Below are 23,200 nucleotides of genomic sequence, written 5' to 3'. Positions count from 1 at the left end.
ATACTCTTGGCTGGTCTCAGCAACAGCCGGAAAGGCCGCAGCCGGTGATGTTTTCCGCCTTTGCGGGCGGGACGTCATAAGCGTCCGCTTCCAAGTTGGAATGCCCGCGCTCTTCGGTCTGGTGGAACGTATAGAAGGCTTCCCAGGCCACACCGTCCGGATCGGACGTCCAGCTTTTTTCGGACTTGTGATAGCAGCATGTCGTCACGCCTTCGGGTAGATAGGGCGCTTCGGCCTCTTTCAGGCGGTCAAAGACTTCATGCAATTCTTCTTCGCTTTCGGTCTGAATGCCGGCATGGGTGAAGCCCGGCGTGCCGCCGCCCCCTTCGATGACGAAATTGACACGCGGGTCGTCCAGCATCCATTTGGCGTAATCGTCTTTGCGCACGCTGGGCGCGGCGCCGAAAAGTTCCGTGTAGAACGCGATGGATTTTTCCAGATCGCTCGCATTGAAGCTGACGTGAAGGCGTTTCATCACACACACTCCTTTTCCAGAGAAAGGGTTTGAACCGAGCCGCAGGCCCCGCCGCAGCAATCTTCGAGCAGGTATTGCGTCAAAGCCTGCATGGCGCCGAGCTCGGCCCGGTAGATGATCGAGCGCCCTTCCCGCCGTGCCTGGATGAGCCCGGCCCGCGCCAGCTCTTTCAGGTGAAAGGAAAGCGTGGGCTGGGCAACGCCCAGCGCCTCGGCGAGCGCGCCGGCGGCAAGCCCGCCCGCCGCCGGGTCCGGCGAATGGGCGCGCACCAGGGCCCGGAAAACCTGAAGCCGGGTCTCCTGAGCAAGGGCGCCAAGGGCGAGAATGACATCTTCCTGTTTCATAGTTCGATAATTATGGAATTATCGAAGCATTTCAAGAGGCAGAATGAGAAATTGCATGAACCTTCTCGCTTTTCGCCCTCACATGTCCGCTTGATGGAGGGTCCAGCGGCTCCACTCCTTGCGGCAACCGCTATATGGACCCCGGGATAAACCCGGGGTGACACTTGGAGTTAAGGGAAAGGCATTGCCTCACCGCTTGCTCTTCCCGTCACCCCGGCCCCCGAGCCGGGGTCCACGCAGCCTGCCGCAGCAAGCGCAAGCGCGCGGACAAAACAAAGACAAACGAAAAAGGCCGCCCCGAAGGACGGCCTTTACAACTTTCCGGATGCCGGCAAGGTCAGACGCGGCGTTCCACCATCATCTTCTTGATTTCGGCAATCGCCTTGGCCGGGTTGAGGCCCTTCGGGCAGGCCTTGGCGCAGTTCATGATCGTGTGGCAGCGGTAAAGCCGGAAGGGGTCTTCCAGATTGTCGAGCCGCTCGCCGGTTGCCTCGTCGCGGCTGTCGATCAGCCAGCGGTAGGCCTGCAGGAGCACGGCCGGGCCGAGATAGCGGTCGCCGTTCCACCAATAAGAGGGGCACGAGGTCGAGCAGCAGGCGCACAGAATGCACTCATAAAGCCCGTCGAGTTTCTCCCGGTCTTCCGGCGACTGCTTCCATTCTTTTTCCGGCTCGACGGTGCGCGTCTGCAGCCAGGGCTCGATGGAGGCGTGCTGGGCATAGAAATTCGTCAGGTCCGGCACGAGGTCTTTGACCACCGGCATATGCGGCAGCGGGTAGATTTTCACCTCACCCTTGATCTCGTCGATGCCCTTCGTGCAGGCCAGCGTGTTCGTGCCGTCGATATTCATCGCGCAGGACCCGCAAATCCCCTCGCGGCAGGAGCGGCGGAAAGTCAGCGTCGTATCGATTTCGTTTTTGATCTTGATGAGCGCGTCGAGCACCATCGGGCCGCAATTGTCGAGATCGACCTCATAGGTATCCATGCGCGGGTTTTCCCCGCCTTCCGGATCCCAGCGGTAGACCTGGAATTTACGGACCTTCTTTGCGCCCTGTGCCGCCTTGAAGGTTTTCCCCTTGGTGACGCGGGAATTTTTCGGCAGTGCAAGTTCAACCATTTGCGTAAACCCTTACCTTCAAGCCTTAATAGACACGTTCTTTCGGCTGGATGTACTCGATCTCGTTGGAGAGCGTGTAATTGTGCACTTCGCGGTAGCCGAGCGTGACGTTGCGGTTGTCATCGACCCAGGCGAGCGTGTGCTTCATCCAGTTTTCATCATCCCGGTTCGGGAAATCTTCACGGGCATGGCCGCCGCGGCTTTCTTTACGCGCATCCGCCCCGTTCATCGTCGCGCGGGCCTGAACGATCAGGTTGTCGAATTCCAGCGTTTCGATGAGATCGGAGTTCCAGATCAGCGAGCGGTCCGTGACCTTGATGTCGTCGGCGGCGGCATGGACTTTTTCCATGAGCTTGACGCCCTCTTCCAGAACCTCGCCCGTGCGGTAAACCGCGCAGTTATTCTGCATGGTCCGCTGCATTTCAAGGCGCAGCTCGGCGGTCGGCGTGGAGCCATTCGCGTTGCGGAAATGATCGAGACGGGCAATGGAATTCTCGCCCGCGCCTTTCGGCAGCGTCGGTGCTTTTTCGGCAGGATCGACCACATCGGCGGCGCGCAGGCCCGCCGCGCGGCCGAACACCACAAGGTCGATCAGCGAGTTGGAGCCGAGGCGGTTCGCCCCGTGCACGGAAACGCAGGCCGCTTCCCCGATCGCCATCAGGCCGGGCACGATATCGTCCGCGCCGCCTTTGCCCGAGATCACCTCGCCATGATAGTTCGTCGGGATACCGCCCATATTGTAGTGCACGGTCGGCAGCACCGGGATCGGTTCCTTGGTCACATCGACACCGGCAAAGATGCGGGCCGATTCGGAAATCCCCGGCAGGCGCGAGGCGAGCACATCCGGGTCCAGGTGATCGAGATGCAGGAAGATATGGTCTTTGCCTGCGCCCACACCGCGCCCTTCGCGAATTTCCATGGTCATGGAGCGGGAGACCACGTCGCGCGAGGCAAGGTCTTTGGCGGACGGCGCATAGCGCTCCATGAAGCGTTCGCCTTCGGAATTGACGAGATAGCCGCCTTCGCCGCGCGCGCCTTCCGTGATCAGGCAGCCGGCACCGTAAATCCCCGTCGGGTGGAATTGCACGAATTCCATATCCTGCAACGGCAGGCCGGCGCGCAGCACCATGGCATTGCCGTCGCCCGTGCAGGTATGCGCCGAGGTTGCGGAGAAATAAGCGCGGCCATAACCGCCCGTCGCCAGGATCGTCTGCTTGGCGGAGAAGCGGTGCAGCGTGCCATCATCCATTTTCAGCGCGACGACACCGACGCAGCGCCCGTCATCGCTCATGATGAGGTCGATGGCGAAAAACTCGATGAAGAATTCCGCGTCATAGCGCAGGCTCTGACCATAAAGCGTGTGCAGGATCGCATGGCCCGTCCGGTCGGCGGCAGCACAGGTGCGCTGCGCGATGCCCTTGCCGTATTCGGTGGTCATGCCGCCGAAGGGGCGCTGATAGATCTTGCCTTCTTCCGTCCGCGAGAACGGCACACCGAAATGCTCAAGCTCGTAAACGGCTTTCGGCGCATTGCGGCAGAGATATTCGATGGCGTCCTGATCGCCCAGCCAGTCCGACCCTTTGACGGTGTCGTACATATGCCATTTCCAGTCATCCGGCCCCATATTGCCGAGCGAGGCGGAAATGCCGCCCTGAGCTGCAACCGTGTGCGAGCGGGTGGGAAACACTTTGGTGATGCAGGCGGTCTTCAAACCGGCCTGAGCGCAGCCAAGCGTGGCGCGAAGCCCCGCGCCACCGGCGCCGACCACCACTACGTCGAAGGAATGATCCTGGAATTCATATGCTTTTGAGGCACTCATGCCGGACACTGCCTTTTATGAATTGAACGTCAAATGACCCTGAAAGCCGGCGCAAGGACCGGACATCAGCGCCCGAATTTTAAGAACCGAAGCCGAGCTTCAGCGCCGCATAGACGCAGGCAAGCCCGACCGCGAGCGCGAAGAAATTGTTCCCGATGATCGAGAGCAGTTTCAGATTCTCGCCGTGCACATAATCCTCGATCACCACCTGCATGCCGAGGCGCATATGCCAGATGCCGGAGACGATCAGCGCCAGCACGATGACGGTGACGAGCGGCATGGAAAGATAGGCCCGCACGGTCTCATAGTCCGCCCCGGCCAGCGCCACGAGCGAGGCCAGAAGAAAAATCACCAACGGAATATTGGCGATCGCCGTCAGCCGCTGCAGCCAGAAATGTTCCGTCCCGGCTTTTGCCGAACCAAGGCCGCGCACGCGGCTCAAAGGTGTGCGCATATCGCTCATCAAAGCGCTCCCATCATTTGATAGGCGATCACCCAGACCACCACGGTGAGAATGACCGAACCTGCAACCGTGCCGCGCGCCATCCATTCGACAAGGCGCAGGTCGAAGCCTTTGCCCATGTCCCAGACCAGATGGCGCAGCCCGCCCAGCATGTGGTGGATCAGTGCCCAGGTGTAACCGAAGAGCACGATCCGCCCGTACCAGGAACCGGCATGGGCCGAGAAGACGTCGTAAGCCTCCGCGCCGCTCGCCGCGGCGATCAGCCACCAGGCAAGCAGCAAAGTACCGAAATAGAGCGCGGCGCCGGTAATGCGATGGACGATCGACATCATCATGGTGAGCATTTTGCGGTAAATGCCCAAATGCGGCGAAAGCGGCCGGGAAGCGGAAGGTGAGTCAGCCATTGAGGACCTGCCCCTGAAATTGATTACTCAAAGGGTTGCTTTTGGAGAAAGTGTTTAGCCGAGCCGGGACGTCAAGGCAAATGCAGAAGAAAAATCAGGCACTTAAGCGCAATATTTGCGAATGAATCGCAAGAGAACGCTTTCCCCTGCGCAAAACCCCTGCCTGGAAATTAACCCGCCATACACGCTGTAGCATTTATCAAGAAAGGCCGGGCTGCGCTGCAGGCGGCCGGGAAAGATCAGGCGGTCGGCATTTATGATTACGGTACTGGAGTGCATCACGAACGAGCACAATCTCTGGCTCGTTGGCCTCGCCGCCACGGTCTGCCTGATCGCATGCTTTACCTCCATCGATCTATTCTTCCGGGCGTGGGTTGCCGAAGGCCGCCCTAAATTTTATTGGCTGCTAGGCACGGGGCTTGTGGCAGGCGCCGGCATCTGGGCGACGCATTTCATCGCCATGCTGGCTTACCAGTCCGCCTTGCCTGTTGCTTATGACGTTCCGCTGACGGTGCTTTCCGTTTTCATTTCCGTGTCGCTCTGCACGCTGGGCGCGGGCATTGCCCTTTATATGAACCGGCTGACGCTGGGCGGGCTGACTGTCGGCGCGGCCATCGGCTTCATGCATTTTACCGGCATGTCGGCACTGCGCCTTTCAGGTCATATCGAGTGGGACGGCGCTTATGTCGCCGCCTCCTGGATCATCGGGCTCGCCGTCATGGCGCTGGCTTTCAATCTCATTCGCATTCTGGATGGGGTGAGCCGGCATCTCGTCGGCACGGCGCTGTTCACCCTCGCCATTTGCGGGCTGCATTTCACCGGCATGACGGCAGTCACGCTGGTGCCGGACCCGGCAATGCCTTTTTCCTATGCCACGGTGGATCCCAAATGGCTGGCGGTTTTCACCGCCATGCTCTCCGCAATGATCCTGAGCACAGCCTTTCTGATGGCCGTTTTCGACAAGCATCTTGCCGGGCGCAACGCGCAAGAAGCCGAACGCATGCGCCGCTATGCCGAAGAACTGGAGATCACGCGGGACGAGCTGGAAGCGGTGCGCGACAATCTCTTAAGCGCTTTGGAAGCTGCGGCAGCCGGCAGCCAGGCCAAATCGCAATTCCTGGCAGCCATCAGCCATGAACTCAGAACCCCGCTCAACGCCATTATCGGCTTTTCCGAGATGATGGCGCATGAGCATTTCGGCCCGCTGCCCAATGATCATTACCGGGAATATACCGGTCATATTCACGAAAGCGGCAGACACTTACTCGCTCTCATCAACGACATTCTGGATTTCTCAAAGCTCGATGCGGGCCGCCTGGAGCTTGAAGAGGCACCGCTGGAAGTGGGTATGGCCATCGACGCCGCGCACCGCATGATTTCGCATCTGGCCGAAAGCGGCGAGATATCGGTTCATGTGTCGGAGACGGCGCATTTGCCGCTGATCGATGGGGACGAGAGGCGGGTGCGCCAAATCCTCCTCAACATTCTCTCCAATGCGGTGAAGTTCACGCCCAAAGGCGGGTCGGTCGCTATTTCCGCGCAGTTACGCGACACCGGCGAGCTTTCCATCGACATACGCGATACCGGTATCGGCATCGCCCGGAAAGACATTGCGCTGGCGATGGAAAACTTCGGTCAGATCGACAATTCGCTCCACCGGCAATATGAAGGCACGGGCCTCGGGTTGCCGCTTTCGCGCCGGCTGATGGAATTGCATGGCGGCAGATTGGAACTGGAGAGCGAAGTGGGTGTGGGAACCTGCGTCAGCCTGGTGTTTCCGGCCGGGCGGGTGCTTGCGGCAACCATCCAGGCGGGCATGCAGACGGGTACCCAGGCGGCTACCCAGACGGGCACCGCTCAGAAAGAGCGCAAGGTAACGCTGATCTAGACTGCCCGCGCGCAGCCAGACATCAAGGCCGAACGGCTCACGCATCCCTTAGCTGCGCGCGCAGCCAGGCAATGGCCGCTTCCCGGTCAGTGAAAAGCCGGTTGGGATAAGGACTGCGCTCATAACGCATGAAGAGATTGCCCAGCATCTGCGCCAGCTTGCTATGACCGAGAATGGCAACGGCGGCTGTCGTCCGGCCGAGCTTTTCCGCCTCCACCACTTTGGCAACACGCCCCAGATCCACGGCGGAAGCGGCGCGCACGAGAATAGCCACCTTATAATCCGGCCATTCCTTGTGCACTTTCTCGATCACCGCCTCCAAAAGCTCGGCGGTAATGATCTGCGTTCCATAATCGATTTCCAAAATCCGCGGCTCGAGCTCGCGAATCTCAACCTCATAGAACCGAAGCTGCTTTAGTGCCGTACCCATGAAGGCTCATCCACCGCGCAGTACCCTGATTAAAAGAGTGACACAGCGGCGGACGCTCAGCAAGCCGGTCAGTCGCCCAGCCGCTCCCTCAGCCAGACAAGTGCCTCCTCCTTGTCGACGAAGATTTTCTGCGCATATGCTCCCGCTACCTGTATTTTGACGAACGCCTGGGCAATATCAGCCTGCAGACGGTTACGGACCAGAATGCCGCCCGCGCAGATGAACTCGGAAGCCTTCAGCTCTTCGAGCACATACGCGACCTTGTCGAGGTTGGAGATGGCTTCTGCCGCGGACAGCAAAGCGACTTTCTGCCCCGGCCAATCCTTTTTGATTTTCAGAAGCAGCGAGCGGACGATATCCGCCGTTACAAGATAATTGCCGTAATCGAGGGAAATGATCCGCGGCTCGATTTCATTGATCTCGACTTCGTAGAACCGGAATTGCTTCATTGTCTTCTGCCGGCAGACCGGGAACCGCCTCAAGTTCTCTGCGCCGCCCGCACCCCCCTTGCCCCATCGATAGAAAAAGACTGGCCGAATCTTTTTCGCGCGGCAATCACGGCAATACGACAAAAGCTGCCTTACGCCGTGTTCTCACAAAACTGTGTACGAAACAAATGGTAGAAGAAGAATTGCATCATTGACAGGGCGCCTGTCACCGCCCGTGCAGCTCTTCACGCAGCCAGGCGATCGCTTCTTCCTTGTCTTCGAAAATGCGCCGCGGGTGAGCCGTCTGTTTTTGCCCGTGCACGACGCGGATAAGCTCTCTCTGCAGCTGGTTCGAGGCCAGAACGGCGGAAGCAATGATAAAACCCGAGGCGTTCTTCTCTTCGACCACGGAAGTGAATTTCCCCATCTCCGTGGCGCTGGGCGCGATGGTCAACATGGCGATTTTCGTATCGCCCCATTCGCGGGCAAGCCTGTCGAGGAGATCGGCAAGCAGGACGGGCGTAACCAATTGGCTGCCGTAATCGGTGACGACGATACCGGGCTCGATTTCCTCGATCTTCACTTCGTAGAAAGTGAATTTCTTCATGCTGCCCTAGCGGGGCATCAGAACCCAATAATCAAGGTCCAAAATGATACCCTCGCCATCCCCCTCGTTCTCCATCCCGGGGAAATCGTGACACAGCCGGTCTTTGGCGGCAATGGTGCGAATGCGCAGGAGCCCGAGATCGTTCCGGCCGGGGCACGGCGCCTTTTCCAGAACCTGAGACCAGGCGAACACCGTATCGCCGCCGAAGCAGGGCGCGACATGCCGTCCGCCATTGATCGCGGCAACCAGAAAGGCATTGCCGAGCCCGTTGAAGGAAAGCGCCCGGGCAAGGGAAATCACGTGGCCGCCATAAATAAGCCGGCGCCCGAAACGGCCCTTGCCTTCCGTAAACTGGTTGAAATGCACTTTGGCGGTGTTCTGATAAAGCCGGGTCGCCATCATGTGCTCGGCTTCCTCGATCGTCACACCGTCCACATGGTCGATCTTTTCACCGGCTTCATAATCGCCCCATTTGAAAGGCGAGCCGGTGGCGGCAAGGTCGATCCTGGAGAAATCCGTACCCTCGGGCAGCGCGATAGCCGAAGGGCCGACCGCACTGGGCAGCTCCGGCACTTGGGGTGCGGGCGCAGGGGAGGCCTCATCGCGTTTGCGCACCATCACCCAGCGCACATAATCGAGCACGGCCTCGCCCGCTTGATTGCGCCCGGTGGAGCGGACATAGACGACGCCGGTCTTTCCGTTGGAATTTTCTTTCAGGCCGATCACCTCAGAACTCGCCGAGAGCGTATCGCCCGGAAAGACGGGTTTTAGGAAACGGCAATCGGCATAGCCGAGATTGGCAACCGCATTCAGTGAAATATCGGGAACGGTTTTGCCGAAGACGATATGAAAGGCGAGCATGTCATCGATGGGCGCGCGGGCATAGCCGACGCCCCGGGCAAACTCATCGGAAGATTGCAGCGCAAAACGCACCGGGAAGAGCGCGGTGTAAAGCGCGACATCGCCTTCCGTCACCGTGCGCGGCGTTGCATGGGCAAGCACCTGCCCGATCTTGAAATCCTCGAAGAAATTACCCGGATTGGTTTTCGTCATCGTTTTCTTTCTGCTTTAGGCTTGTCGTCATTGCCGCATGGCGGCGCTTCAGTCCTTCGCGACGAAATCATCCGGCACGAAACGCTGGCCCGCATCTTCATCCACATAGGTCATAATGCCGTCCGCCCAAAAGCCAACCTTGCCGATATCGGGAAACCGGGAGACATCCGCTTTCAGGTGCTCACCGCCCATCAGATAGACAAGATCGCTCGTGCCGGGGTTGGAGAGATGATGCACGGCGCCGTCCGCCGGAAAGCCGACATAATCGCCGCTGCGCACCATGGTCGTCTCGCCGTCGATCCGCAGCAACCCTTCACCTTCCAGAATGAAGATAAACTCTTCTTCGGTCGTATGCGCATGGGCAATAAAGCTTTCCTTGCCTGCCGGCACGCGCGCGAGGGTAAGATGTACCCGCTCCATGCCTGCCTGCCGGGAAAGCTGGCGCATCTCGATGCGTGAATTGGGATTGAGCGGATGAGCAAACCGGAACCCGCCTTCGGTACTGAAAGCGCCGGTGCGAACCACATAGTCCTCGATAGATTTGCTCATCTTGTCCTCTCTTGAGGCAGTGTTTGGCACCCAGCGCACGAAGGCCTATGCGCTCTTCTCAAGTTCCTCGATCGCCTCGGCAATGGCAACGGTGCGCCGGGCGATTTCTTCATGCAGCAGCTCGACCATGCGCCCTTCCACCTTCAAAACGCCCTTGCCTTTGTTCTCCGGCTGGGCGAAGGCTTCGATAATGGCGCGCGAGAAAGCGACATCTTCCGGATCGGGCGCAAAAATCTCGTTGCAGGGACCGACCTGCGAGGGATGGATCAGAGTCTTGCCGTCAAAGCCGAGCTCGCGGCCCTGCACGCACATCTCCTTGAAGCCGTCCTCATCCTTGATGTCGTTATAAACGCCGTCGAGCATCACAATGCCATAAGCGCGCGCCGCCAGCATGGAAAGCCCGAGCGACGTGATCATCGGCAGCCGCAAGGGCGTATGGGCGCAGCGCAGCTCCTTGGCGATGTCGTTCGTGCCCATTACCCAGACGCTCATCCGCGTCGTCTGGCTCATCGCGGCAATAGCTTCGGCGCGCAGCATGGCGAGCGGCGTTTCCATCATCGCCCAAAGCTGCAGCTCGGGGCCCGCGCCCGCCTTTTCAAGCGCCTCATGCGCGCGCGTCACATCTTCAGGCGAGCTGATCTTCGGCACTAATATGGCGTCCGGCCCGGCGGCAACCGCCGCCTCGATATCGGCCGCGCCCCAGGGCGTGTCGAGCCCATTCACGCGGATCACGATTTCCCGCTTGCCATAGCCGCCGCCCGCAACGGCGGAGGTCACCTGCGCACGCGCTTCTTCCTTGGCATCGGGGGCCACCGCATCTTCCAGATCCAGGATGAGCGTGTCGGCGGCAATGCTCTTTGCTTTTTCCAGCGCCCGGGCGTTCGATCCGGGCATATAAAGCACGCTGCGGCGCGGGCGGGCGGACTGATCGGCCATAAACTCTCTCCAATGGTCTTCTGCAAGGCTTGAATTGGCGGCAGACTATAAAGCCCGTGCCCCGCTGCCAAGCAGCGATTCGCCCTGAGGTTCCGCAGCCAAGGCTTACGCTCTAAGGAATACCGGATGGCCAACATTCTTTGTCTCTCCAGCCAGGTCGCCCGGGGCCATGTGGGCAATTCCGCCGCCGTTTTCACATTGCAGCGCCTCGGCCATGAAGTGATGGCGCTGCCCACCACGCTGCTATCCCATCATCCGGGCCATGGGAGACCTGCCGCGCGGGTGAGCGAGCCTGCCTTTCTGGAGGCCGCGCTTTCCTCCTTGGAAGAAAAGGGCTGGCTTGCGGACTGCGATGCGGTGCTCACCGGCTATTTCGCCCATCCCGAACAATTGGATATCGCCGCCCGCTTCATTGCGCGGCGGCGCAAAGAGGCGGCAGAAAGCAAGCGGCCCTTTCTTTATCTCTGCGATCCCATTCTCGGCGACGAAGACACGGGGCTTTACGTCCCTGAAAATATCGCATCGGGCATGCGTGCACTCGGCGCCCTTGCCGATATTTTGACGCCGAACCCGTTCGAACTGTCACACCTTGCCGGATTGCCCTGCGAGGACATGGCGCAGACGCGCGCCGCAGCCCGCGCGCTGAAAACACCTTATGTGCTTGCCACCTCCGCGCCGCCGCCGGAACCCGGGTTTGCGGCAAGTGTGCTGGTGAGCCCCTTCCATGCCTGGCGCTGCAGCACGCCTTTCATTGAAGACGTGCCGAAAGGCACGGGCGATCTGATCAGCGCGCTCTTTCTCGGCCACTTCCTGGAAAGAAATGAGCCGGCTCATGCCCTCGCCCTCGCCTCGGATGCGGCTGCCGCCATCATTGCGGCGAGTAGAGGCGCCGAAGAATTGCGGCTCATTGCCAATCAAGACGCGCTCCGCCCCAACGCCCCGCGCTTTGAGCTTGAGGATCTTCAGCCATGATCGTGGCAGGCGCCGATGGCTGCCCGGCAGGCTGGGTTCTCGTGCTCTGGCAGGGACCGGAAGGCCCGCCGCCGCAGGCCCGATTGGTGAAAAAACTTGCCGAGGTTCTGAAATGGGACGAGCGCCCTGCCTTCCTTGCCGTCGATATGCCGATCGGCCTGCCGGAAAAAGCCGAGCGCGGCGGGCGGCACTGCGAACGCGAAGCCCGCGCCCGGCTCGGCCAGCGCCAATCCTCCGTCTTTTCCACCCCGGCGCGCGCCGCGCTTGCGGCTGAGGAGTTTCAGGAGGCCTGCCGTCTCAATCGCGCGCATTCGGAACCGCCGCGCGGTGTCTCCAAACAATGTTTCAACATCTTCCCGAAGATTCGCGAGCTTGCAGCGCTTGTAACGCCGGAAACGCAAAGCTGGCTGCGCGAATGCCACCCGGAGCTGGCGTTCTGGGCAATGAACGGGGAGATACCGCTGCACTTGCCGAAAAAAGTCAAAAGCGCGCCGGCGGAACCCGGCCTCGCGCTCCGCCGCGGCCTGCTTGAAAAAGCAGGCTTTCCGCTCACGCAATTGCGCGCCCCCGCCTTCAAACGCAAGGACGTGGGAAAAGACGATATTCTCGATGCCTGCGCCTGCACCTGGAGCGCCTGGCGCATGAGCCAAGGGGCAGAAATCCGCCTGCCCGCTGAGCCCCGCTTCAATGCAGAGGGCTTGCGCATGGAAATTTCCGCGTAGCGCAGATGACAGCTTAAACGAATTCGATCTTGTTCTTCGCAGGCCGTTCCTGAAGACGGGAGGCGGGAAGGCGCACCGTCACTTCCGTGCCGCGCCCGGGCTCCGAACGGATCACCACCGTGCCCCCATGCAGCCGCGCGAGCGCCGCGGTGATCGGCAGGCCGAGCCCCGTGCCATCTGCCATATAGACCGTGTCGCCGGTGGAGATTTGCTGGAACGGCGTCAGCGCTTTCGGGATATCCGATTTCTCAATACCGATGCCGGTATCGGCGACGGAAATCGCGATGCGTCCATCCACTTCCCGCTCCACCGAGAGGACCACACGGCCCCCTTCCGGCGTAAACTTCACCGCGTTGGAGACGAGATTGAGGATCATCTGGCGAAGCGCCCGCCGGTCGGCGATCAGCCGGGGCAGATCTTCGTCGATCAGCACATCGAAAACAAGTTTCGCTTCTTGCGCGCGCCAGCGGATCAGCCGCTCGCAGCCGCGCACTTCCTCGCCGAGATCAAGATCTTCATCCGCGAGCTCCATCTTGTTCGCCTCGATCTTGGAGAGATCGAGAATGTCGTTGATCAGGCTGAGCAGATGGTTGGAGGAACGGTGAATGTCGTGGATATATTCTTTATACTGCGGGTTCTCGATCTCGCCGAACATGCCGCCCGTCATGATCTCGGAAAAACCGATGATCGCATTGAGCGGCGTTCGAAGCTCGTGGCTCATATTGGCCAGGAATTCGGACTTTGCCGCATTGGCGATTTCGGCCGCATCGCGCGCTTCGCGCAACGCCGCCGCCGCTTTTTCATGGGCGCTGACCTCGCTGTTGAAGCGGTCGAGAACGAGATTATAGCGGAAGGCAAGCTCGCCTGCTTCCGTGAAAGGCTCGACGGGCACCTTGTGGGAAAAATCCCCGCGCCGGCTTTGGTCTTCCATCCGCCCCAAAAGTTCGGAAAGCGCGCTGCTTGCCCCATGTTCGGAAATATTGAGCCCTTCACGCTCGGCCCGGGCGCGCACACGCATGGCAAGGAAAGGATCGATGAGTTTCATCAGCGCGAAGGAAAGCGTGAAGGCATAGGCCCCTGCCGCGGCAACGCCGGTGAGCTGCACGGTGAATTGCTCGAACCGGCTTGCGCCATTGGGGAAATAAGACATCTCGCCGAAAAGCGCGACGGCCAGCGTGCCCCAAATACCGGCGGCCAGATGCACCGGCACCGCGCCCACTGCGTCGTCGATTTCCAGCCGCTCGAGCAGCTTGGCGGCAAGCACCGAGACGAAACCGCCCATGGCGCCGATGAGAACGGAACCGCCCGTGCTGACGATATGCGCGCTTGCGGTAATCGCAACGAGCCCGGCCAGAACGCCGTTCACGGTCGCGCCCACATCCGGGCGCTGATCTATTGCCCAGGTCAGCCCCATCACCGCGATACCGCCCGCGGAGGCGGCAAGCAGCGTATGAACGAGCACCACGGGCACCACATGATTGACGGCGAGCGTGCTGCCGCCGTTAAAACCGAACCAGCCGATCCAGATGAGGAACATGCCAAGGGCCGCCAGCGGCAGATTATGCGGCTCGATGGCGCGCCCGCCTTGCCCGAAGCGGCCAAGGCGCGGGCCGATAACGAGGATCGCGGCAAGCGCCGCCCAGCCGCCGACACTGTGAACGACCGTCGAGCCGGCAAAATCGATAAAGCCGAGTTTTTCAAGCCAGCCCGTGGCCGAGCCCGAGTCAAGCCCGCCCCAGGCCCAATGGCCGATGATCGGATAGATGAGAAGCGAGAGAATGAAGGTTGCGGCGAGATAGCCTTTAAAGCTCATCCGCTCGGCAACAGCGCCCGAGACAATCGTGATTGACGTGCCGCAAAAGGCAAGCTGGAAAAAGAAGAACACCATCTCGCTGGAACGCTCGGGCGTAACTTCCGCCTGGCCCGCCAGCATGAAGCCGTCATGGCCCACGAGACCGAAAGCACTCGGGCCGAACATCAGTCCGTACCCCACCGCCCAGAAGACAAGACTGGCGAGCGAGAAATCCGCGACGTTCTTCACCGCGACATTGATAGAATTTTTGGCCCGGATGAGCCCGGTCTCAAGACAGGTGAAGCCTGCCTGCATGAGCAGCACCAAAACGGTGCAGATCAGAACCCAGGCGATATCGAGCCCGCTCATTGGCGCCATTGCCATTGCCCCCGCAACGATGTGCCGGAACGGCTTTGTCCCGGCCAATGAAAAGACGCCACCACGCGCGGGGTATAGTTATCACTCACTAGTCTTAATAAGTGGAAAACGGTCAGTCTATCCTATGAAAAAACGCCCTCCCGGCTGGCCGGAAGGGCGTCTTTAATCTCAAATCGGCGGGCAATCAGGCTTTTTTCAGATAATCCGAGCAAAGCACTTCGGCGATCTGAATGGCGTTGAGCGCGGCGCCTTTACGCAAATTGTCCGACACGCACCAAAGGTTCAGGCCGTTTTCCACCGTCGGATCGACACGGATACGGCTGATGAAGGTGGCGTAATCGCCCACGCATTCGACCGGCGTGACATAGCCTTCGTCCTCGCGCTTATCGACGACGAGAATGCCCGGCGCTTCGCGCAGAATGTCCCGCGCCTCGTCATCGGAAATCGGGTTTTCGAACTCGATATTCACCGCTTCGGAATGGCCGACGAAAACCGGTACACGCACACAGGTCGCCGTGAGCTTGATCTTCGGGTCGAGCATCTTTTTCGTCTCGGCCATCATCTTCCACTCTTCCTTCGTATCGCCGTCTTCCATGAAGACGTCGATATGCGGAATGACGTTGAAAGCGATCTGCTTCGTCAGCTGTTCCTTGACGATGGGATCGTTCACATAGATGGCGCGCGTCTGCGTGAAAAGCTCGTCCATCGCCGCCTTGCCGGCGCCGGAAACCGACTGATAGGTGGAGACGACCACACGCTTGATCGTGGCTTTCTCATGCAGCGGCTTCAGCGCCACCACCATCTGCGCCGTGGAGCAGTTGGGGTTGGCGATGATGTTCTTTTTCGTGTAACCGGCAATCGCCTCCGCATTCACTTCCGGCACAACGAGCGGCACATCCGGGTCCATGCGGAACTTGGAGGAATTGTCGATCACGACGCAGCCCTGCGCGGCGATTTTCGGCGCCCATTCCTCGGCCACCGAGCCACCCGCCGACATCAGCGCAATGTCGGTATCGGAGAAATCGTAATTCTCCAGCGCCTTGACCTTCAGGGTCTTGTCGCCGAACGAAACTTCCTTGCCTTGAGAACGGCGGGAGGCAAGCGCCACCACCTCATCGGCGGGGAACTTGCGTTCCGCCAGAATGTTCAGCATCTCGTGGCCCACATTGCCCGTGGCGCCAACGACAGCGACTTTATAACCCATGTGTTTCTCCTGAAGCCTTAAGCGGCTCCTTCTTGCGGATCGCCTTTTCATGGGACCGTCTGACTTGCGATCCCGGAAAAGTCAGACGGTCATATTTTAAGCGGACAGTTTGGTGAGTGCGGCAAGCACCGCGTCGCCCATTTGTTTCGTCCCGACCTTTTTCATGCCGGGCTGCATGATGTCGCCCGTGCGGTAGCCTTCGGCGAGCACCGTTTCCGCGGCTTTCTCCAGAAGATCCGCATCGGCGCTAAGATCGAACGTGTACCGCAGCGCCATGGCGAAAGAGAGGATCGTTGCAAGCGGATTGGCAAGCCCCTGGCCCGCGATATCGGGTGCCGAGCCGTGCACGGGCTCGTAAAGCGCCTTAGCCTTGCCGTTGGCATCCTTGCCGCCGAGCGAGGCGGAAGGCAGCATGCCGAGCGAGCCCGTCAGCATGGCCGCGACATCGGACAGCATATCCCCGAAGAGATTGTCGGTGACAATAACGTCGAACTGCTTGGGTTGTTTCACAAGCTGCATGCCGCAATTGTCGGCGAGCATATGATCGAGCGTCACATCGGAGAATTCCGCCTTGTGCAGCTTGACCATTTCTTCATGCCAGAAGACGCCGGAATGCATCACGTTGCGTTTTTCAACGGAGGTGACGCGGTTGCCGCGCTTACGCGCAAGATCGAAGGCCACGCGCCCGATGCGCTGCACTTCATGCGTCGAATAAACCTGCGTGTCGAAACCGCGCCGCTCGCCATTCGGCAAATCCTCGATGCCGCGCGGCTCACCGAAATAAACCCCGCCCGTCAGCTCGCGCACGATCATGATGTCGAGCCCTTCCACAAGCTCGCGCTTCAAGGAAGACGCATCGGCAAGCGCGGGGAAGCAAAGCGCCGGGCGCAGATTGGCGAAAAGTTCAAGATCCTTCCTGAGACGCAGAAGCCCCGCTTCCGGGCGCACATCGAAGGGCACGCCGTCCCATTTCGGCCCGCCCACGGCACCGAGCAGCACGGCATCGGCTTCCTGAGCCTTTGCCATGGTCGCATCCGACACGGCCTGACCATGCGCGTCATAAGCGCAGCCGCCCACAAGGTCGCGCTCGGTTTCGGCACCCAAGCCGCGCTCCTTGTTGAACCAGTCGATAATGCGCTCGACCTCGCCCATCACTTCAGGGCCGATGCCGTCGCCGGGCAGGATCAGAATTTTCTTCGTCATGCGTCTCTCGTTTCTTTTTCTTCGCCGTTTTGCCGCCTCGGCGCCCAGCGACGGAGTACGGCCTATCCTTTTATCTCAACTGTCACCCCGGCTCGCAGGCCGGATGACGGCGGAATATGCGGCTGCGAATACGGCCCTGCGCAAATGCCTTTAAAGCCAGGGTTGTTCTTCGGCGCGCTTCGCCTCAAACGTTTCAATCGCCGATTTCTTCTGCAGCGTCAGGCCCACATCGTCGAGCCCTTCCATCAGGCAATGCTTGCGGAAGGGATCGATGTCGAACTTAATGACGCCGCCATCCGGCCCGCGGATTTCCTGTGCTTCCAGATCGACGGTGAGGCGCGCATTGGCGCCGCGCTCGGCATCGTCCATCAGTTTGTCCACATCTTCCTGCGGCAGCCGGATCGGCAAAATGCCGTTCTTGAAGCAGTTATTATAAAAGATGTCGGCAAAGCTCGTGGAAATGATGCAGCGGATGCCGAAATCGAGCAGCGCCCAGGGCGCATGTTCGCGGCTCGACCCGCAGCCGAAATTGTCGCCCGCCACCAGAATTTCCGCATTCCGGTAGGCCGGTTTGTTGAGCACGAAATCCTCGACTTCCGAGCCGTCATCCTTGTAGCGCATCTCGTCGAACAGGTTCTTGCCGAGCCCTGTGCGCTTGATCGTCTTCAGGAACTGCTTCGGGATGATCATATCCGTGTCGATATTGATCAGCGGCATGGGAGCGGCAACGCCCTCGAGTTTCTTGAATTTATCCATTGTCGCTCTCCTTAGCTGAACTTGCGCACGTCCACGAAGTGACCGGCGATGGCTGCGGCCGCCGCCATTTCCGGCGAGACGAGATGCGTGCGCCCGCCGCGGCCCTGACGGCCTTCGAAATTGCGGTTCGAGGTCGAGGCGCAGCGCTCGCCCGGCGCGAGCTTATCGGCATTCATCGCAAGGCACATGGAACAGCCCGGCTCGCGCCAGTCGAAACCGGCTTCGATGAGGATCTTGTCGAGCCCTTCCTGTTCCGCCTGCTCTTTCACCAGGCCGGAGCCCGGCACCACCATCGCATTTACATGCGCAGCGACCTTACGGCCCTTGGCGATCTTGGCGACCTCGCGGATATCCTCGATGCGCCCGTTCGTGCACGAGCCGATAAAGACGCGGTCGAGCTTGATGTCCGTCATCTTCGTATTGGGCTCAAGACCCATATATTTCAGTGCCCGCTCGATGGCCGTACGCTTGGCTTCATCGGCGATCTTGGCCGGGTCCGGCACCGCCCCTTCGATGGAGACGACGTTTTCCGGGCTCGTGCCCCAGGTCACGATGGGCGGCAGGCTGGCCGCATCGAGCACCACTTCCTTGTCGAAATGCGCGCCTTCATCGGAGGGCAGGCTGCGCCAATAATCGACCGCCTTCTCCCACATCTCCCCCTGCGGCGCGCGCGGGCGGCCTTTCAGATACTCATAGGTCTTCTCATCGGGCGCGATGAGGCCGGCGCGGGCACCGCCTTCGATGGTCATGTTGCAGACCGTCATGCGCCCTTCCATGGAAAGCGAGCGGATCGCTTCGCCGGCAAACTCGATCACATAGCCGGTGCCGCCGGCCGTGCCGATCTCGCCGATGATCGCCAGAATGATATCCTTGGCGGTGACATGGGGCGGCAGCTGCCCGTTCACCGTCACGCGCATATTCTTGGCCTTGGACTGAATGAGCGTCTGCGTGGCGAGCACATGCTCGACTTCCGAGGTGCCGATACCGTGGGCCAGCGCGCCGAACGCGCCATGGGTCGAGGTATGGCTGTCGCCGCACACGATCGTCGTGCCCGGCAGCGTGAAGCCCTGCTCGGGGCCGACAATGTGCACGATGCCCTGGCGGATATCGAGCATGGGCAGATATTCCACACCGAACTCGGCCGCGTTCTTTTCCAGCGTTTCGACCTGCAGCTTCGATTCCGGATCGTCGATGCCGTTCGCCCGGCCCGCCGTCGGCACGTTATGGTCGGCCACGGCCAGCGTGTTGCCCGGCGCATGCACCTTGCGGCCCGTCATGCGCAGGCCCTCGAAGGCCTGCGGGCTCGTCACTTCATGGACGAGATGGCGGTCGATATAAAGGAGGCAGGTGCCGTCTTCTTGCTCATCGACCAGATGCGCATCCCAGATTTTGTCATACATAGTTCTGGGCGTGGTGCGGGCAGACATTTCTCTACGCTCCTATCTTGCTTCTTCTTGGGGGCTCCCATCCTGGCCTTGCGGCCGGTCCTTCAGGATCGGGCCCCGTCTTCATTTCTCAAACGGGTATAGCGGCAAACAAAAAGCGGGCCTGGACGTGTCGCCCTGCCCGCTTTTCGGATGCTCGGATAAATGGGCGAGCAGGGTTACTCCGCAGCCTTCTCCTTGGTGCGGGTCTTATCCTGGCGCTCTGCAATACGGGCGGATTTGCCGCGGCGGCCGCGCAGGTAATAGAGCTTCGCGCGGCGCACTTTACCGCGGCGCAGAACCTCGATGGAATCGACCAGCGGCGAGTAGATCGGGAACACGCGTTCCACGCCTTCACCGTAGGAAATCTTGCGTACCGTGAAGCTTTCCTGCAGGCCGCCGCCGGAGCGGGCAATGCACACGCCTTCATAGGCCTGGATGCGCTCACGGGTGCCTTCGGTCACTTTCACATTGACCTTCACCGTATCGCCAGGGCCGAATTCCGGCACGGTTTTCTTCTCGGAAAGAGCGGAAATCTGCTCTTTTTCGAGTTCCTGAATGATGTTCATCGGCCTGTCCTCATTTCTATATAAGCGCCGCCCCGATAATCCCATCGCTGCGGGCGCGCTTCCCTAACATAATTCAATCGCGATGGCGAGAGGCTTTGAGATATTTCTCCCAAAGATCCGGACGCCTTTCGCGCGTTAACTTTTCCGCTTCCTGCCGCCGCCACTCGGCAATCCGGCCGTGATGGCCGGAAGTGAGGATTTCCGGGATTTCCCGGCCCTCGAAGACGGGCGGCCGCGTGTAATGCGGATATTCCAGAAGCCCGGTCTCGAAGCTTTCTTCCTCGCCCGAGGCCTCTTTTCCCATGACCCCCGGCAAAAGCCGGATCACGGCATCGAGAAGCGCCAGCGCCGCCGGCTCTCCTCCGGAAAGAACAAAGTCGCCAAGGCTCACCTCTTCGAGCCCCCGCGCCTCGATCACCCGCTGGTCGATCCCTTCAAAGCGCCCGCATAAGAGCACCGCGCCGGAACCTTCCGCCAGAGAACGCACTCTCGCCTGATCGAGGGGCTTTCCCCTCGGGCTGAGATAGATGAGCGGCCTCTCGTCGCTGGGCCCGTGAACGGCGTCGATCGCGGCGGCAAGCACATCCGCCCGCATGACCATGCCCGCGCCCCCGCCTGCGGGGGTGTCGTCCACGGAGCGGTGTTTATCGCGCGCAAACCCGCGAATGTCCACCGTTTCGAGCGCCCAGCGCTCTTCTTCAAGTGCCCTGCCCGCCAGCGAAAACCCGAGCGGCCCCGGAAACATTTCCGGAAAGAGCGTCAGCACGCTCGCCCGCCAAGCAGAACCTGAAGAGGCAGATCCTGAAGAGGCAGTGCGGCCCTCAGCCATCGCCCGGCGCCTTACCGGCTTCAGCGCCCGCTTCCGCCTTTTGCGCTTCGGCTTTCGCCTTGGCGCGCGGGCTGCGGCGGCGCTTTTTCGCGCGGGGCTTGTCCGGCTCGAACAGGCCTGCGGGCGGATCGGCAATGAGCCGGCCTTCGGCAAGCTTCACCTCGGGCACATTGTCCTTGGTGAAGGGCAAAAGCTCGGCTTTGCCGTTCGGCTGCTCGATCTCCAGAAGATCGCCGGCACCGAAATCATGCACCGCGATCACCCGGCCGAGCAGCTTGCCGTCCGTGGCCCAAGCTTCGAGCCCGACGAGATCGGCATGGAAGAAGGCCTCTTCCTCGCCATCGCCCGTCTCCGGCACGCCGAGCTTCTCGCGCGGCACATAAAGCTCCAGCCCGCGCAGCGCCTCGGCCTGCTCGCGCCGGGTTACGCCTTCCAGCTCGGCGATGACAATGCCCTCGCCCTTGCCGGTGCCCGTCACTTTCAGCGCGAAGCTGCCCTTGGCCGTTTCCACCGGCCCGTAATCGCCAATGGCTTCGGGCTCGGCGGTGAAGGTCTTGATGCGGCAGCGCCCATGCACGCCGTGCGGCGAGGCAATCACGCCAAGGCAGACTTTCGTCTCCCCGGCTCCCTCTCCCGCATCATCTGGGCTCATGCCTCAATCCTCTCGCACCGGGCTCTTGCCGCCTTGACCCAATCAGGCCCCAATCAGGCTTCGGCAGATTCCTCTGCCGCAGCTTCCTCGGCAGGCGCTTCTTCAGCCGGTGCCTCGGCAGCAGCTTTGGCTTCTTCCGCTTTCAAACGCTCGGCTTCCAGACGCTCCTGCGCTTTCTGACCCGGCTTGCCCTTGTTCGGGTTGTTGCGGGCTTCGCGCTTGATGAGGCCGGCGGCATCGAGGAAACGGGCCACACGGTCGGTCGGCTTGGCGCCCTGGCCGAGCCAATGCTGCGCACGCTCGGTATCGAGCTTCAGGCGCTCTGCATGATCTTTCGGCAGCAGCGGGTTGAACGTGCCGATCTTTTCGATAAAGCGGCCATCGCGGGGCGAGCGCACATCGGCGACCACGATCCGGTAGAAGGGACGCTTTTTGGTGCCGCCACGGGCCAGACGAATTTTCGTTGCCATATTTGAACTTCCTTTTCTTCGCTCAACTCAAGGGCTTGCGCCCGTTAATTCTCAAAACCGATCTCTGAACTCAAAAATCTGAATTCAAAATCTCAAGATCACTTCTTTTTGCCGCGCCCTGAAGGCAGACCGGGAAGACCGCCCGGACCCCCAAGCCCCGGCAGGCCGCCGCCGGCGATCGAGTTCGACCCGAGGCCGGGCGGCAAACCGCCGCTCCCGCCCATTTGCTGCAAGAGCCGTTCGGCCTCTTTCGGATCGCTCGGCATCTCGGGCATGCCGCCGCCCATCAGGCCGCCCATACCGCCACCCATGCCGCCGAAAAGGCCTTTCATGCCCTTCTTGCCCATCTGCTTCATCATGTCCGCCATCTGGCGGTGCATCTTGAGCAGGCGGTTGATCTCCGGCACCGACGTGCCCGAGCCGGCGGCCACGCGCTTCTTGCGGCTGGCATTCAGCACTTTGGGGTTGCGCCGTTCCTGTTTCGTCATGGAGGAGATGATCGCCGCCTGACGTTTGAAAATGCTGTCATCGAGCTGGGCTTGGCCGAGCTGCTTCTTGATCTTGCCCATGCCCGGCAACATGCCAAGCACCCCCGCCATGCCGCCCATCTTGCCCATCTGCTGCAATTGCTCGGCAAGATCGTCGAGGTCGAACTGACCCTTCTTCATCTTGCGCGCCATGCGCTCGGCTTTTTCCGCGTCGATGGTCTCGGCGGCTTTTTCCACCAGGCTGACGACATCGCCCTGGCCGAGAATGCGCCCGGCGATGCGGCGGGGATCGAAATCCTCCAGCTCGTCGATCTTCTCGCCCGTGCCCAGAAGTTTGATCGGCACGCCCGTGACATGGCGCATGGAAAGGGCAGCGCCGCCGCGCCCGTCACCATCCGTCCGCGTCAGCACGATACCGGTCAGCCCGATGCGGGACTGGAACTGCTCGGCGACGTTCACCGCGTCCTGACCGGTCAAGCTGTCGGCCACGAGCAGCGTTTCATGGGGATGGGCAAGATCGCGCACTTGGGTGATCTCGGCCATCAGCGCTTCATCGACATGCAGCCGGCCGGCGCTGTCGAGCAAGACCACGTCATAGCCGCCAAGACGGCCCGCTTCCATCGCGCGCCTTGCGATCGCCACAGGCTCCTGGCCTTCGACAATGGCAAGGGTGGGAATATCGTTCTGCTCGCCCAGCACTTTGAGCTGTTCCTGGGCAGCCGGGCGGCGGGTGTCGAGCGAGGCCATCAGGACCTTGCGCTTTTCCCGTTTCATCAGCCGCTTGGCGATCTTCGCGGTCGAGGTCGTCTTACCCGAGCCCTGCAGGCCCACCATCATGATGGCGACGGGGGCCGGGGCATTGAGCGAAATTTCCGCCGCCTCCGCGCCCAGCGTATCGACCAGCGCGTCATGGACGATCTTGACGACCTGCTGGCCGGGCGTCACGGATTTCAGGACTTCATGGCCCACCGCGCGCGTGCGCACTTTCTCCACGAAAGCGCGGGCGACAGGCAGCGCCACATCGGCTTCGAGCAGCGCCCGGCGCACCTCGCGCAGCGCCTCATCGACATCCTTTTCCGACAGCGCGCCGCGCCCGGTCAGTTTGTCGAAGACGCCGGAAAGCCGGTCCTGAAGATTCTCGAACATGCCTTGCGCTAAACCCTTATACGCAAAAGAAATTTGCACCTGTGAGCGAACCCTCGCCGACAGGTGGTGATCCTGGCCAATT

25 protein-coding genes are annotated in these 23,200 nt (G+C 60.8%); 3 read left to right on the top strand and 22 right to left on the bottom strand.

The genetic code is table 11. The features are described from left to right. Positions 1-16 precede the first annotated feature (16 nt). The 6 genes from M2A_RS03980 to sdhC all read right to left on the bottom strand — a co-directional run bounded on the left by M2A_RS03980 (position 17) and on the right by sdhC (position 4,622). Positions 17-475 carry a VOC family protein gene (locus M2A_RS03980; protein WP_045443284.1) on the bottom strand — a complete coding sequence of 153 codons (459 nt, stop codon included), beginning with the start codon at positions 473-475 and terminating at the stop codon, positions 17-19. Continuing rightward, positions 475-819: an ArsR/SmtB family transcription factor gene (locus tag M2A_RS03975; RefSeq protein ID WP_045443282.1), complete on the bottom strand. Its 345-nt coding sequence runs from the start codon at positions 817-819 to the stop codon at positions 475-477. The genes M2A_RS03980 and M2A_RS03975 overlap by 1 nt, the downstream gene beginning before the upstream one ends. 337 nt (positions 820-1,156) lie before the next feature. After that, positions 1,157-1,936 (bottom strand): succinate dehydrogenase iron-sulfur subunit, encoded by a 780-nt coding sequence (locus M2A_RS03970; RefSeq protein WP_045443281.1) that lies wholly within the window; start codon positions 1,934-1,936, stop codon positions 1,157-1,159. 25 nt (positions 1,937-1,961) lie between these two features. Then, on the bottom strand, positions 1,962-3,755 hold the full coding sequence (gene sdhA / locus M2A_RS03965; protein ID WP_045443279.1) for a succinate dehydrogenase flavoprotein subunit: 1,794 nt from the start codon (positions 3,753-3,755) through the stop codon (positions 1,962-1,964). A gap of 79 nt (positions 3,756-3,834) precedes the next feature. Continuing rightward, positions 3,835-4,218, bottom strand: coding sequence for a succinate dehydrogenase, hydrophobic membrane anchor protein (gene sdhD / locus M2A_RS03960; RefSeq protein WP_045443277.1), 384 nt, complete (start codon positions 4,216-4,218; stop codon positions 3,835-3,837). Next, positions 4,218-4,622 (bottom strand): succinate dehydrogenase, cytochrome b556 subunit, encoded by a 405-nt coding sequence (gene sdhC / locus M2A_RS03955; protein WP_045443275.1) that lies wholly within the window; start codon positions 4,620-4,622, stop codon positions 4,218-4,220. Before sdhC ends, sdhD begins: the two co-directional genes overlap by 1 nt. Positions 4,623-4,878: 256 nt before the next feature. Between sdhC and M2A_RS17120 the strand changes: the two genes are divergently transcribed. After that, entirely contained in the window at positions 4,879-6,510 is a 1,632-nt protein-coding gene (locus tag M2A_RS17120) for a sensor histidine kinase (RefSeq protein WP_052379186.1), read from the top strand. A 37-nt stretch (positions 6,511-6,547) separates the two neighbouring features. Here M2A_RS17120 and M2A_RS03945 read toward each other — a convergent pair whose 3' ends face one another. The 6 genes from M2A_RS03945 to M2A_RS03920 form a co-directional block, all read right to left on the bottom strand. Next, a complete protein-coding gene (locus M2A_RS03945; protein WP_045443272.1) occupies positions 6,548-6,940 on the bottom strand; it encodes a DUF7793 family protein in 393 nt (130 codons plus the stop codon). Between the two features lie 68 nt (positions 6,941-7,008). Next, positions 7,009-7,389 carry a DUF7793 family protein gene (locus M2A_RS03940; RefSeq protein WP_045443269.1) on the bottom strand — a complete coding sequence of 127 codons (381 nt, stop codon included), beginning with the start codon at positions 7,387-7,389 and terminating at the stop codon, positions 7,009-7,011. A gap of 205 nt (positions 7,390-7,594) precedes the next feature. Next, on the bottom strand, positions 7,595-7,975 hold the full coding sequence (locus tag M2A_RS03935; RefSeq protein WP_045443266.1) for a hypothetical protein: 381 nt from the start codon (positions 7,973-7,975) through the stop codon (positions 7,595-7,597). 6 nt (positions 7,976-7,981) lie between these two features. Then, complete coding sequence (locus M2A_RS03930; protein ID WP_045443263.1) at positions 7,982-9,028, bottom strand: MaoC family dehydratase; 1,047 nt, start codon at positions 9,026-9,028, stop codon at positions 7,982-7,984. Positions 9,029-9,076: 48 nt separating this feature from the next. After that, complete coding sequence (locus tag M2A_RS03925; RefSeq protein WP_045443260.1) at positions 9,077-9,577, bottom strand: cupin domain-containing protein; 501 nt, start codon at positions 9,575-9,577, stop codon at positions 9,077-9,079. A gap of 45 nt (positions 9,578-9,622) precedes the next feature. After that, entirely contained in the window at positions 9,623-10,513 is an 891-nt protein-coding gene (locus tag M2A_RS03920) for an HpcH/HpaI aldolase/citrate lyase family protein (RefSeq protein WP_045443257.1), read from the bottom strand. Positions 10,514-10,639: 126 nt separating this feature from the next. On the opposite strand from M2A_RS03920, the gene pdxY reads away from it, so the two are divergent. Together pdxY and M2A_RS03910 are read left to right on the top strand one after the other, a co-directional pair. Then, the gene (gene pdxY, locus M2A_RS03915; protein ID WP_045443254.1) at positions 10,640-11,485 is read left to right on the top strand and encodes a pyridoxal kinase; all 846 of its coding nucleotides are present in this window, start codon (positions 10,640-10,642) and stop codon (positions 11,483-11,485) included. Beyond that, positions 11,482-12,207 carry a DUF429 domain-containing protein gene (locus M2A_RS03910; RefSeq protein WP_045443251.1) on the top strand — a complete coding sequence of 242 codons (726 nt, stop codon included), beginning with the start codon at positions 11,482-11,484 and terminating at the stop codon, positions 12,205-12,207. Before pdxY ends, M2A_RS03910 begins: the two co-directional genes overlap by 4 nt. 13 nt (positions 12,208-12,220) lie before the next feature. On the opposite strand, the gene amt is transcribed toward M2A_RS03910, so the two are convergent. From amt to ffh, 10 genes are all read right to left on the bottom strand, one after another. Then, positions 12,221-14,377 (bottom strand): ammonium transporter, encoded by a 2,157-nt coding sequence (gene amt, locus M2A_RS17115; protein WP_197052828.1) that lies wholly within the window; start codon positions 14,375-14,377, stop codon positions 12,221-12,223. A gap of 184 nt (positions 14,378-14,561) precedes the next feature. Then, the gene (locus tag M2A_RS03900; protein WP_045443248.1) at positions 14,562-15,581 is read right to left on the bottom strand and encodes an aspartate-semialdehyde dehydrogenase; all 1,020 of its coding nucleotides are present in this window, start codon (positions 15,579-15,581) and stop codon (positions 14,562-14,564) included. 96 nt (positions 15,582-15,677) lie between these two features. Further along, a complete protein-coding gene (gene leuB / locus M2A_RS03895) occupies positions 15,678-16,784 on the bottom strand; it encodes a 3-isopropylmalate dehydrogenase (protein ID WP_045443245.1) in 1,107 nt (368 codons plus the stop codon). Between the two features lie 150 nt (positions 16,785-16,934). Continuing rightward, the gene (leuD, locus tag M2A_RS03890) at positions 16,935-17,540 is read right to left on the bottom strand and encodes a 3-isopropylmalate dehydratase small subunit (RefSeq protein ID WP_045443242.1); all 606 of its coding nucleotides are present in this window, start codon (positions 17,538-17,540) and stop codon (positions 16,935-16,937) included. Positions 17,541-17,551: 11 nt separating this feature from the next. Continuing rightward, a complete protein-coding gene (gene leuC, locus M2A_RS03885) occupies positions 17,552-18,967 on the bottom strand; it encodes a 3-isopropylmalate dehydratase large subunit (protein WP_045443239.1) in 1,416 nt (471 codons plus the stop codon). Between the two features lie 176 nt (positions 18,968-19,143). Continuing rightward, positions 19,144-19,533 carry a 50S ribosomal protein L19 gene (rplS, locus tag M2A_RS03880; RefSeq protein WP_045443237.1) on the bottom strand — a complete coding sequence of 130 codons (390 nt, stop codon included), beginning with the start codon at positions 19,531-19,533 and terminating at the stop codon, positions 19,144-19,146. A 73-nt stretch (positions 19,534-19,606) separates the two neighbouring features. Next, positions 19,607-20,362, bottom strand: a complete 756-nt coding sequence (gene trmD, locus M2A_RS03875; protein WP_045443234.1) for a tRNA (guanosine(37)-N1)-methyltransferase TrmD — start codon at positions 20,360-20,362, stop codon at positions 19,607-19,609. Continuing rightward, the gene (gene rimM, locus M2A_RS03870; protein WP_045443230.1) at positions 20,355-21,014 is read right to left on the bottom strand and encodes a ribosome maturation factor RimM; all 660 of its coding nucleotides are present in this window, start codon (positions 21,012-21,014) and stop codon (positions 20,355-20,357) included. The genes trmD and rimM overlap by 8 nt, the downstream gene beginning before the upstream one ends. 53 nt (positions 21,015-21,067) lie before the next feature. Next, the gene (rpsP, locus tag M2A_RS03865) at positions 21,068-21,484 is read right to left on the bottom strand and encodes a 30S ribosomal protein S16 (RefSeq protein WP_045443228.1); all 417 of its coding nucleotides are present in this window, start codon (positions 21,482-21,484) and stop codon (positions 21,068-21,070) included. Positions 21,485-21,582: 98 nt separating this feature from the next. Then, entirely contained in the window at positions 21,583-23,118 is a 1,536-nt protein-coding gene (gene ffh / locus M2A_RS03860; protein ID WP_045443227.1) for a signal recognition particle protein, read from the bottom strand. Between the last annotated feature and the right edge of the window lie 82 nt (positions 23,119-23,200).

It is taken from the genome of Tepidicaulis marinus, from assembly GCF_000739695.1.
In the GTDB taxonomy this organism is placed as follows: Bacteria; Pseudomonadota; Alphaproteobacteria; order Parvibaculales; family Parvibaculaceae; genus Tepidicaulis; species Tepidicaulis marinus.
Note: the sequence above shows the minus strand (reverse complement) of the source record. Positions and strands in the feature narration are given on the sequence as shown.

Bases quoted from the DNA above. Each gene is read 5' to 3' on its own strand.
- M2A_RS03935 (WP_045443266.1), bottom strand. From the start codon at position 7,975: ATGAAGAAATTCACTTTCTACGAAGTGAAGATCGAGGAAATCGAGCCC.
- amt (WP_197052828.1), bottom strand. From the start codon at position 14,377: ATGGCGCCAATGAGCGGGCTCGATATCGCCTGGGTTCTGATCTGCACC.
- rplS (WP_045443237.1), bottom strand. From the start codon at position 19,533: ATGAACATCATTCAGGAACTCGAAAAAGAGCAGATTTCCGCTCTTTCC.
- M2A_RS03900 (WP_045443248.1), bottom strand. From the start codon at position 15,581: ATGGGTTATAAAGTCGCTGTCGTTGGCGCCACGGGCAATGTGGGCCAC.
- trmD (WP_045443234.1), bottom strand. From the start codon at position 20,362: ATGGCTGAGGGCCGCACTGCCTCTTCAGGATCTGCCTCTTCAGGTTCT.
- M2A_RS03925 (WP_045443260.1), bottom strand. From the start codon at position 9,577: ATGAGCAAATCTATCGAGGACTATGTGGTTCGCACCGGCGCTTTCAGT.
- M2A_RS03980 (WP_045443284.1), bottom strand. From the start codon at position 475: ATGAAACGCCTTCACGTCAGCTTCAATGCGAGCGATCTGGAAAAATCC.
- leuB (WP_045443245.1), bottom strand. From the start codon at position 16,784: ATGACGAAGAAAATTCTGATCCTGCCCGGCGACGGCATCGGCCCTGAA.
- M2A_RS03910 (WP_045443251.1), top strand. From the start codon at position 11,482: ATGATCGTGGCAGGCGCCGATGGCTGCCCGGCAGGCTGGGTTCTCGTG.
- M2A_RS03930 (WP_045443263.1), bottom strand. From the start codon at position 9,028: ATGACGAAAACCAATCCGGGTAATTTCTTCGAGGATTTCAAGATCGGG.
- M2A_RS03940 (WP_045443269.1), bottom strand. From the start codon at position 7,389: ATGAAGCAATTCCGGTTCTACGAAGTCGAGATCAATGAAATCGAGCCG.
- sdhC (WP_045443275.1), bottom strand. From the start codon at position 4,622: ATGGCTGACTCACCTTCCGCTTCCCGGCCGCTTTCGCCGCATTTGGGC.
- pdxY (WP_045443254.1), top strand. From the start codon at position 10,640: ATGGCCAACATTCTTTGTCTCTCCAGCCAGGTCGCCCGGGGCCATGTG.
- leuD (WP_045443242.1), bottom strand. From the start codon at position 17,540: ATGGATAAATTCAAGAAACTCGAGGGCGTTGCCGCTCCCATGCCGCTG.
- sdhD (WP_045443277.1), bottom strand. From the start codon at position 4,218: ATGAGCGATATGCGCACACCTTTGAGCCGCGTGCGCGGCCTTGGTTCG.
- leuC (WP_045443239.1), bottom strand. From the start codon at position 18,967: ATGTCTGCCCGCACCACGCCCAGAACTATGTATGACAAAATCTGGGAT.
- M2A_RS03975 (WP_045443282.1), bottom strand. From the start codon at position 819: ATGAAACAGGAAGATGTCATTCTCGCCCTTGGCGCCCTTGCTCAGGAG.
- M2A_RS17120 (WP_052379186.1), top strand. From the start codon at position 4,879: ATGATTACGGTACTGGAGTGCATCACGAACGAGCACAATCTCTGGCTC.
- sdhA (WP_045443279.1), bottom strand. From the start codon at position 3,755: ATGAGTGCCTCAAAAGCATATGAATTCCAGGATCATTCCTTCGACGTA.
- M2A_RS03920 (WP_045443257.1), bottom strand. From the start codon at position 10,513: ATGGCCGATCAGTCCGCCCGCCCGCGCCGCAGCGTGCTTTATATGCCC.
- M2A_RS03970 (WP_045443281.1), bottom strand. From the start codon at position 1,936: ATGGTTGAACTTGCACTGCCGAAAAATTCCCGCGTCACCAAGGGGAAA.
- rimM (WP_045443230.1), bottom strand. From the start codon at position 21,014: ATGAGCCCAGATGATGCGGGAGAGGGAGCCGGGGAGACGAAAGTCTGC.
- M2A_RS03945 (WP_045443272.1), bottom strand. From the start codon at position 6,940: ATGGGTACGGCACTAAAGCAGCTTCGGTTCTATGAGGTTGAGATTCGC.
- ffh (WP_045443227.1), bottom strand. From the start codon at position 23,118: ATGTTCGAGAATCTTCAGGACCGGCTTTCCGGCGTCTTCGACAAACTG.
- rpsP (WP_045443228.1), bottom strand. From the start codon at position 21,484: ATGGCAACGAAAATTCGTCTGGCCCGTGGCGGCACCAAAAAGCGTCCC.